The sequence below is a fragment of the Streptomyces sp. NPDC031100 genome (assembly GCF_055570785.1).
Window position 1 is genome coordinate 319,429 of sequence record NZ_JBVIGN010000010.1, and the last position, 9,239, is coordinate 328,667.

Sequence of the window (9,239 nt, forward strand, 5' to 3'; positions counted from 1 at the left end):
CGTAGTACTCGTGAACTCGGTCGCCGAGGGTGTGTTCCTAGTGGTTGCCCTCTACGCCCTGTGCGTCGCCGTCTCCATGATCTCTTCCCGCTTCGTCGAGACCCCGGTCAACCGCTTCATGAAGCCCGCGATCGCCGCGTACGCCAAGCGGTGACGTCATCCTCCGTCCAGGCGCAGCGCGGTGCGGAAGGCCAGGTCGGTGAGGGCGGTGGGGGCGAGGTGCTTCAGTGTGGCCAGTGCCGCCTCGGCGCCGACGCGGTAGCGGCGACGCGGGGTCCGTGCGGCGAGGGCGCGGCGTACCGTGCGGGCGACGATCTCCGGACCGGGGGGTGACGACCGGGCGATCAGCCGGCGGGTGGCTGCGTAGGCGTGGGAGTACCGCGAGTCGGCCGGAAGCCCTGCCAGTCCCTTGGTGAGCATGGGCGTGTCGATGAGGCCGGGCTCGATCAGACAGGTGTGGACGCCCGTGCCGGCGATCTCCATGCGCAGGCTGTCGGTCAGGGCCTCCAGCGCGTGCTTGCTCGCGCAGTACCAGCCGTTGACCGGGACGGAGACCAGACCTCCGAGTGAACTCATCTGGACGATCCGCCCCGAGCCCCGGCGCCGCATGCCCGGCAGGACCAGGCGGGTCATCCGGGCCGCGCCCAGGAGGTTGACCTCCAGGACGGCCCGGGCGTCCGCCTCGGGCACGTCCTCGAAGGCACCGGCCGGTGCGATACCGGCGTTGTTGACCAGGGCCCAGGGGCCGCCGCCGGTCAGGTCGTCGATCTCGGCGACCGCGTCCCGGCAGGAGCGCGGGTCCGTCACGTCGAGGAGGACGGTGCGCAGGGTCCGGCCGTGTTCGGCCGCGGCGGAGCGGAGTTTCCCGGCCTTGCCCGAGGTGCGGGCGGTGGCGATGACATGGAAGCCGTGGGCGGCCAGGTCCAGGGCGGTGGCCCTGCCGATGCCGCTGGTGGCCCCGGTGACGACGACGGACTTCAAGACGGCGGACTTCGTCCTGTGCCGTGTGCGTGAGGACATGCCGGGCCACCTCTCAGGCTCTTGATCACCCTCTGTGTCACTATGTCGCATGCCGTAGTTGATGCCCGTTCGAGACACGTCTGCGTATTTCATTGGTAGTTGTCGATCGAGTGGATCAACACACGTTTGTCAGCTCTGTGTTGACGCGCTGCACCTCCCGCGCCCCGGACGCCCGCCCGGCACTCACCCCAGAGAGAGATTTTTCGTGACCCCACCACGCCTGCTCCGCAGTGTCGTAGCAACCCTCCTGGCGCTGACGGCCGCCCTCTCCACGGGATCCGCCCAGGCAACCGCCGCGAGCGCGCCGCCCACGTTCCCGAGCGGCCGTACGGCCACCTCGCCCGACCACCCGGTCACGGCCGGCGGCCACCAGCCCGGCGACGCCCTGCTCGGCGGCGGCGCCGGGACGGTGCGGTTCCTGCGGTGAGCCGTACCGCCCCGTACGCGACGATCAGCCAGGTCGCCGTACACGTGCCCGCCGGCCGGCAGACCGGCGGCGAGATCGAGGACGAGGTCCGCGCCCGCAACCCCGGCATCCGTCTGCTGCCCGGACTGCTGCGGCAGATGTACGGCTTCGAGGAGCGCCGCGTCGCCCCCGCCGGAACCTGGCCGTCCGACCTGGCGGCGGCCGCCGCCAGGCAGGCCCTGGACCGGGCCGGGCTCGCCCCCGACGCCGTCGACCTGCTTCTCTTCGCATCCGCCAGCGAAGACTGGGAGGAACCCGCCACCGCGCACGTCGTCGCCCACAAACTCGGCGTGACGGCACCGGTCTTCGACGTGCAGAACGCCTGCAACGGACTCCTCAACGCCCTGGAGACCGCCGACGCGTTCATCCGGAGCGGGCGCTACGAGCGTGTCCTGGTCGTCGCGGGGGAGCGCAGCAGCATCCTCTCCCACCAGCGGGTCCGCGACCGGGGCGAACTCGCCCTGTTCCTGCCCGCCTTGACCCTCGGTGACCTCGGCGCCGCCGTCCTCGTCGAGGCGAGCCACCGGCCCGGCATCCTCGCCGCGCGCTTCCGCGCCAACTCGGCGGGCTGGCCGGCCGCGACCGTCGCGAACCCCTACAACGGGCCGGGCCAGGCCGTCCGCTTCGACTCCCAGGCCCTGGCGGCCTGTTTCCCCGGCCTGGAGACCACCGCGTTCGACACCCTCCGCGAGGCCGGCCACAAGACCGGCGACCTGGACCTCGTCTGCGTGCACCAGGCCTCGACGGGCTTCACCCGCACCATCCTCGACACCCTCGGCGTGCCCGAGCACAAGGCCGTGTCCGTCTTCCCCCGCTACGGCAACGTCGCCACCGCCGGCCTGCCCCTGCAACTCGTGGAGGCCGAGCGGCAGGGCCGCCTGCGTCGGGGCGACCTGGTGGCGCTCTTCGGGCTCGCCAGCGGAGCCTCCGCGGGCGCGGTCCTCATGGAGTGGCAGGGCACCGCAGGGCCGTCGTCATCCGAGACCGGAAGGAACACCGCACCGTGACCACCGCCACCTCCGACGTGATCCGTTCCGTCCTGACCAGAACCTTCCTGGTGCCGCAGGACGAGATCCGCCCCGAGGCGACCCTGGAGCAACTGGAGCTGGACTCCCTCGCCCTGGCCGAGTTCGCGCTCATCCTGCAGGAGCGGCTGGGCGTGGAGATCGACAGCGAGCACGCCACCCGCTCCACCACGCTCGGGCAGATCACCGAGCACCTCGACGCCCTGCGCGCCGGGACCGTGGCGGCCTCGTGAATCCCGCGATCGCAGTCACCGGACTCGGACTGATCACGCCGGGCGGTGACGGAACCGAGGCCACCTGGGACGCGGTGTGCGCGGGGCGCGGCACGGCCGCGGCCGATCCCGCGCTCGCGGGACTGCCCGTGGACTTCTCCTGCCGGGCGCCGGCCGGCGAAGAAGCGCTGAACCGGCGCATCGGGCGCACGTCCTGGCGGATGGGCCGGTTCGCGAAACTCGCCGTCCTCGCCGCGCGGGAGGCGGTGCGCGACGCCGGTCTCGATCCGGCCGGCTGGGACGGCGCCCGGGTCGCCACGGTCCTCGGCTGCGGGATGGGCGGCACGGAGAAGTGGGAGGAGCAGTTCCAGCGCCTCGAACAGCGCGGGCCGGACCGGACCTCCCCGCTCGCCGTCCCCATGATCATCCCGAACCTGGGAGCGGGCGAGGTCTCTATCGACCTGGACGCCCGGGGCATGAGCCTCGCCCCGGCCACCGCCTGCGCCTCCGGCGCCACCGCGATCGCCCTGGCCCGCGACCTGCTGGCGGCGGACCGGTGCGACGTGGCCGTGGCCGGAGGCGTGGAAGCCGCCGTCAGCCGTCTGACCGCCACCGGTTTCTGGCGCATGGGCGCCCTGTCCGAACGCACGGGCGCCCCCGACGCAGCCTCCCGCCCCTTCGCCGCCGACCGTGACGGGTTCGTGCTGGCCGAGGGCGCCGGGGTCCTGGTCCTGGAACGGCCCGCGGACGCGGCCGCGCGCGGTGTCCGCCCCCGCGCCCTGCTCGCCGGTTGCGGCAGCACCTCCGACGCCCACCACCCGACGGCACCGCCCGAGGGGGCGCACGGCGCGGCGGCCGCCCTGCGCGCCGCCCTCGACGAGGCGGGCCTCGCCCCGTACGACGTCGACCACGTCAACGCGCACGGCACCTCCACGCCGCTCAACGACGCCACCGAGGCCGCCCTGATCGCCCGTGTCCTGCCGCACCGCCCGAGCGTCACGGCACCCAAGGGGGTGCTCGGCCACACCCTCGGTGCCGCCGGTGCCATCGAGGCCGCGCTCACGGTCCTGACCCTCCAGCACCGCCGCGTCCCGCCGATCGCGAACCTTGAGGCTCCCGCCCCCGAGTTCGACCTCGACTGCGTCACCAAGCAGCCGCGCGACCAGGACGTCCGCACCGCCGTCAGCCACTCCTTCGGCTTCGGCGGCCACAACGTCGTACTCGCGCTGGTACGTGCGTGATCCCGGCCCCGGCCGGCCCGGGCCATGCCCCCTTTCTTTTCCTTTTCTTTGTGGTGGGTCTCGTGTTCGCTTCGGCGGGGTCGGCGGTGGCCGGTGGCTTCGCTTCGGCGGGGTCGGGGCGGGCCGTGATGGGCTGAGCGTTGGATGGCGGCCGTGGGTTCGGCAGGCTCGGCGTCGGCGGCCGGCCTGCGGCAGTGACGGGGTCAGCGTTGGCTGGCGGGTTTCGCTTCGGCGGGCTGGGCGGTGGCTGGTGGCCGCGCCTTCGGCGGGCTCGGCGGCTGACATGCGGCCGTGATGGGTTGAGCATTGGCCGGCGGCCACGGGTTCGGCAGCCTCAGCGGCTGGCCGCGGTCGTGACGGGCTCGGCGTTGGCCCACGGCCGCGCCTTCGGCGGGCTCGGCGTCGGCTCATGGTCGTGGCGTGGGCATGCTCAGCGGCCAATCCGCGGCCGCGAGGGGCTCGGCGTCGGCTCGTGGTCGTGGGGTTGGCGGGCTCGGCGTCGGCCGGCGGCCGTGATGGGCTGAGCGTCGGCCGGCATTCCGGCGGGTTCAGCGCCGGCTCGCGGCCGTGGTCGCCTCCCCGAGCAGGGCCGTCCCCGCCTCGGTGGCCCGCACCCCCGTACTGCTGCGCACCAGCAGCTTCACCCCGAGCTGCCGCTCAAGACCGCTGATCGTCTGCGACAGCGCCGGCTGGCTCACCTGCAGACGGCGCCGACAGCCCGCCCTCCTCGGCCACCGCCACGAACGCCCGCAGCTCCCTCGACTCCATGTCCCCATACACGCCGAACGAGCCGTGGGGGGGGGGGGGGGGGAAGCCCCCCCCCCCCCCCCCCCCCCCCCCCCCCCCCGCCCCGCCCCCCCCCCCCCCCCCCCCCCCCCCCCCACGTCCACGTGCTCGGCGCAGGAGAGCGCCGACTCCAGCATCCGCCGGGCGTGGCCCGACTCGTCGCCCGCCACGAGCACCGCGGCGAGGACGTCCACCAGGTCGGAGGGGTCCGTCGCCTCGAATGCGTCGGCCGGGACGCCGAGGCGTTCCGCGAGGATGGCGACGGCGCGCTCCGTGGGGGGGCGTGCGCCCGATTCGAGGCGCGACAGGTAGGCGGAGGACATGCCGGGGCCGGTGAGGTCCGACTGGGTCTTTCCGCGCTGCTGCCGGAGTTGCTTCAGTCGGCGGCCGAATGAGGGCTGCGTCAGCATGTTTCGTCCCCAGGCTCGTGTCCGTGTTCCCCCCTCCCTGACCGGCAATGTTGTCAATCAGGTACTTGATATGTCAAACAGTGAGTGAATTCGCGGTGGGCGAGTGCTCTCACGGCCATTCGATGGACGCCTGCTGCGCCGTGTTCCGCGTGGGTTCCCCGCCCTGGGCGACGACGGTCGCGGAGGTGCCCAGGGCGAGTACGGCGAGGGCGGCCAGAAGTATGCGGCTGATGCGTTTCATGGGGTTTCTCTTTCTCTTCGCCGCCTTGGGCCAGGGTCGGGCCGGGCGGCGGCGACGATCGGTCCGGGCGGTGGCCCGAAGTGCCTGACCGGGGGTTACACCCTGAAGGTAGCGAGTTGCCTCGGGTTAGGCAAGAGATTGACAATGTTAGGCAAGTGATCTTACGTTCTCGCCATCAGTACGGTTCCGCCGATCACTTTTCGGTCGAGTGCGGACGTACGTCGCACCCTTCTCGGAAGCGGGGGATCTGAGCATGCCGAACAGCGCTGCCAACCATTCGACCGAAGCGACTCTGGTGAGCGCCTTCCTGGCGACCGTCGAGCGCCATCCGGAACGCGTCGCAGTCAAGTGCGGTACGGACAGGCTGACTTACGAGGAACTCGGCGCCGCGTCGACCGCCCTCGCGGCACGGATCCAGGCGCGGACCGACCAGCCCGCCCGGCCGCTCGCGATCCTCCTGGAGCGCTCCTGCGACATGGTGGTGGCCGCCCTCGCAGTCCTGAAGACCGGTTCGTCCTACGTGCCGCTCGACCCGGGAGCCCCGGCGGCCCGCCTGGCCACGATCCTGGAGGACGCGGCGCCCGCGCTCGTCCTCACCACCGCCCGGCTGGCCTCCGCGCTCCCTGCCGGGCAGGACGTCCTCGTCCTCGACGGCCCCCCGCAGGAGACGGCGGCCGCGCCCCTGCGGCCCGTGACGATCACCCCGGACACCCGGGCGTACATCATCTTCACCTCGGGAACCACCGGCCGCCCCAAGGGTGTCGAGGTGACCCACGGCAACGTCGTGCGGCTGTTCACCGAGACCGAGTCGCTCTTCGGCTTCGGGCCCGACGACGTCTGGTCGATGTTCCACTCCTTCGCCTTCGACTTCTCCGTCTGGGAGATCTGGGGCGCCGTCCTGTACGGCGGCACCGTCGTGATCGTCCCCGGGGACATCGCCAAGGACCCCGCTCGCTTCCGCGCCCTGCTGCGCGACGAGCGGGTCACGATGCTCAGCCAGACCCCCACCGCCTTCGGCCAGCTGATCGCCGAGGAGCGCGGCCATGAGGACCGGCTGTCCGTGCGCTCCGTGGTCTTCGGCGGCGAGGCCCTCAGGTTCTCCGACCTCGCTCCCTGGATCGACAAGTACGGCGACGCCACGCCCGAGCTCGTCAACATGTACGGCATCACCGAGATCACCGTGCACGCCACCCACCGCCGCGTGAAGGCCGCCGACCTGGAGCAGGACCGCAGCCTCATCGGCCGCCCGCTGCCGGACCTCGGCATCGAGCTCCTGAACGAGGACCTCACCCCCGTCGCCGACGGGGAGACCGGCGAGATCGTCGTCACCGGCCCCGGCGTCGCCCTCGGCTACCTCGGCCGGCCCGACCTGACCGCCGAGCGGTTCGTCACCCTCACCGGCGCGGACAGCTCGCCGCTGCGCGGCTACCGCTCCGGCGACCTCGCCCGCCGGCTGCCCGACGGCGACCTCGAGTACCGGGGCCGCCGCGACACCCAGGTCAAGATCCGCGGCTTCCGCATCGAGCTCGGCGACATCGAGACCGCGCTGGCCGCCCACCCGGACGTGCGCCAGGCGGCCGTCGCCGTCAAGGAGTTCGACGGGGAGCGCGAGCTCGCCGGATACGTCGTGCTCGCCGAGGGCGCCGCCCTGGACGTGGCACGGCTGCGCGGCCACCTGCTCGCGCTGCTGCCCTCGTACATGGTGCCCGTCGCCTTCCAGGCGATGAACGAGTTCCCGATGACGGTCAACGGCAAGCTGGACCGCGACAAGCTGCCCACACCGGCCGCCACGGCCGCCGACACCGCCACGGGCGCGGGGGCGGCGTCCGCCCGCTCGCTGCGCGAGGAACTGCTGTGCGAGCTGTTCGCGCAGGTCCTCGGCCGCACCTCGGTCACCCCCGACGACGACTTCTTCGCCCTCGGCGGCCACTCCCTCATGGCGATCCGCCTCGTCAACCGCATCCGTGCCGTCTTGGGCCTGGAGGTCGCCGTCAAGGACCTCTTCGACGCCCGCACCCCGGGCGCGCTCGCGGCACGGGCGCACGCCGGGCGCACCCGCCCGGCCGTGCGGGTGCGCACCCACGAGGGCGACGCCCCGCTCTCGTACGCCCAGCAGCGGCTCTGGTTCCTCCAGCAGGTCCACGAGGGCACGGCCGCGTACCACATCCCGCACGCCCTGCACCTCACCGGCACCATCGACGTCGCCGCGCTGGAGGCGGCCCTGCGCGACGTAGTCGCCCGCCACGAGGTGCTGCGCACCGTCTATCCGCAGCGGGACGGCGTCGCCCACCAGCGCGTTCTCGCCGCCGCCGACGCGCGGCCGGAGCTGAAGGTCGTCGAGAGCACGCCCGAGCTGGTCGACGAGCAGGTGACGGCCGCCGCCCGCGCCCCCTTCGACCTGACCCGCGACCTGCCGCTGCGCGCCCAGCTGCTGCGCACCGGCGACGAGCAGTGGGTCCTGCTCCTCGTCCTGCACCACATCGCGGGCGACGGCTGGTCGCTCGAACCCCTCATCCGTGACCTGGCTCAGGCCTACACCGCGCGCCTGGACGGGGCGGCCCCCGACTGGGAGCCCCTTCCGGTCCAGTACGCCGACTACACCGCCTGGCAGCACGACCTGCTCGCGGGCGAGGACGACCCGGACAGCCTCGTCTCGCGCCAGCTGGACTTCTGGACGAAGACGCTCGCGGAGCTGCCCGACGAGCTCGACCTGCCCACCGACCGGCCCCGCCCCACCGGCGGCGACTTCGCCGGCGACATGGTCGTCGGCGACCTCGACCAGGAGCTGCACACCGCGGTGGCGGCCCTGGCCCGGACCACCGGCACCACCGTCAACATGGTGCTCCAGGCCGCCGTCGCCGCCCTGCTCACCCGGCTCGGCGCGGGCACCGACATCCCGCTCGGCAACGCCGTGGCCGGCCGTACCGACGACGCGCTGACCCCGCTCGTGGGCTTCTTCGTCAACAGCCTGGTCCTGCGCGCCGACACCTCCGGCGACCCCAGCTTCGTCGAGCTCCTCGGGCGCCTGCGCGCCGTGAACCTGTCCGCGTTCGACCACGAGGACCTGCCGTTCGAGCGGCTCGTGGAGGCGCTCAACCCGGTACGCTCGGCCGCCCGCCACCCGCTCTTCCAGGTGATGGTGGCCGCTCAGAACAGCATGCCGGACGACTTCGGCCTGCCCGGCGTCACCGGCACCGCCTTTCCCGTCCTCAGCGGCACCGCCAAGTTCGACCTGTCCTTCAAGTTCGAGGAGCGGCGCGGCGCCGACGGCGAGGCCCTCGGCATCCGGTCCGCCCTGGAGTACAGCACCGCGCTGTTCGACCGCGACACCGTCGAGTCGATCGCTGGCCGTCTCGCCCGGCTGTTGCGCGCCGTCGCCACCGCCCCCGCCACCCGGCTCAGCCAGGTCGAGCTGCTGACCGAGGCGGAGCGGGCGTCACTGGTGCGCTGGAACGACACCTCGACGCGGCCCGCCACCACCGAGCTGACCGCCGAACTGATCGAACGCCAGGTCGACGCGACGCCGGACGCCGTCGCCCTCACCCAGTCCGGCACCACCTGGACCTACCGCGCACTCGACGAGCGCGCCAACCAGTACGCCCACCGGCTGCGCGCCCTCGGCGTCGCCCCGGACAGCCGTGTCGCGCTGTGCCTGCGGCGCGGCCCCGAAGCCGTCGCGGCGATCCTCGGCGTGTGGAAGGCCGGCGGCGCCTACGTCCCCCTGGACGCCGAACACCCGGCGGAGCGGCGCGCGTTCATGCTGGCCGACTGCGGCGCCACCGTCCTGCTCACCGAGGCCGACCTCGGCGACGACCTGCCCCTGCCCGAGCGGGTACGG

At 73.1% G+C, this 9,239-nt stretch carries 8 protein-coding genes and 2 pseudogenes; 6 read left to right on the forward strand and 4 right to left on the reverse strand.

Annotated elements, in window-relative coordinates; all coding sequences use genetic code 11:
* Positions 1 to 10: 10 nt before the first annotated feature.
* The gene (locus tag ACZ5DS_RS27995) at positions 11 to 154 is read left to right on the forward strand and encodes a hypothetical protein (RefSeq protein WP_468243620.1); all 144 of its coding nucleotides are present in this window, start codon (positions 11 to 13) and stop codon (positions 152 to 154) included.
* Between the two features lie 2 nt (positions 155 to 156).
* Here ACZ5DS_RS27995 and ACZ5DS_RS28000 read toward each other — a convergent pair whose 3' ends face one another.
* Positions 157 to 1,020, reverse strand: a complete 864-nt coding sequence (locus ACZ5DS_RS28000; RefSeq protein WP_468243622.1) for an SDR family oxidoreductase — start codon at positions 1,018 to 1,020, stop codon at positions 157 to 159.
* A gap of 205 nt (positions 1,021 to 1,225) precedes the next feature.
* On the opposite strand from ACZ5DS_RS28000, the gene ACZ5DS_RS28005 reads away from it, so the two are divergent.
* From ACZ5DS_RS28005 to ACZ5DS_RS28020, 4 genes are read left to right on the forward strand one after another with little or no spacing between them, the layout of a single operon-like run.
* Entirely contained in the window at positions 1,226 to 1,447 is a 222-nt protein-coding gene (locus ACZ5DS_RS28005; RefSeq protein ID WP_468243624.1) for a hypothetical protein, read from the forward strand.
* Positions 1,444 to 2,493: a 3-oxoacyl-ACP synthase III family protein gene (locus tag ACZ5DS_RS28010; RefSeq protein WP_468243626.1), complete on the forward strand. Its 1,050-nt coding sequence runs from the start codon at positions 1,444 to 1,446 to the stop codon at positions 2,491 to 2,493. The genes ACZ5DS_RS28005 and ACZ5DS_RS28010 overlap by 4 nt, the downstream gene beginning before the upstream one ends.
* Positions 2,490 to 2,744 carry an acyl carrier protein gene (locus tag ACZ5DS_RS28015; protein ID WP_468243629.1) on the forward strand — a complete coding sequence of 85 codons (255 nt, stop codon included), beginning with the start codon at positions 2,490 to 2,492 and terminating at the stop codon, positions 2,742 to 2,744. Before ACZ5DS_RS28010 ends, ACZ5DS_RS28015 begins: the two co-directional genes overlap by 4 nt.
* Positions 2,741 to 3,964, forward strand: a complete 1,224-nt coding sequence (locus tag ACZ5DS_RS28020; protein ID WP_468243631.1) for a beta-ketoacyl-[acyl-carrier-protein] synthase family protein — start codon at positions 2,741 to 2,743, stop codon at positions 3,962 to 3,964. The genes ACZ5DS_RS28015 and ACZ5DS_RS28020 overlap by 4 nt, the downstream gene beginning before the upstream one ends.
* Positions 3,965 to 4,512: 548 nt before the next feature.
* Here the strand turns inward: ACZ5DS_RS28020 and ACZ5DS_RS28025 are convergent.
* The 3 genes and pseudogenes from ACZ5DS_RS28025 to ACZ5DS_RS28035 form a co-directional block, all read right to left on the reverse strand.
* The gene (locus ACZ5DS_RS28025; RefSeq protein WP_468243810.1) at positions 4,513 to 4,662 is read right to left on the reverse strand and encodes a LysR family transcriptional regulator; all 150 of its coding nucleotides are present in this window, start codon (positions 4,660 to 4,662) and stop codon (positions 4,513 to 4,515) included.
* Between the two features lie 369 nt (positions 4,663 to 5,031).
* Positions 5,032 to 5,160: pseudogene (locus ACZ5DS_RS28030) on the reverse strand (helix-turn-helix domain-containing protein); the annotation flags it as partial.
* A gap of 109 nt (positions 5,161 to 5,269) precedes the next feature.
* The gene (locus ACZ5DS_RS28035; protein WP_468243634.1) at positions 5,270 to 5,401 is read right to left on the reverse strand and encodes a hypothetical protein; all 132 of its coding nucleotides are present in this window, start codon (positions 5,399 to 5,401) and stop codon (positions 5,270 to 5,272) included.
* A 253-nt stretch (positions 5,402 to 5,654) separates the two neighbouring features.
* Between ACZ5DS_RS28035 and ACZ5DS_RS28040 the strand changes: the two are divergent.
* Positions 5,655 to 9,209 (forward strand): annotated as a pseudogene (locus ACZ5DS_RS28040) (amino acid adenylation domain-containing protein); the annotation flags it as partial.
* Between the last annotated feature and the right edge of the window lie 30 nt (positions 9,210 to 9,239).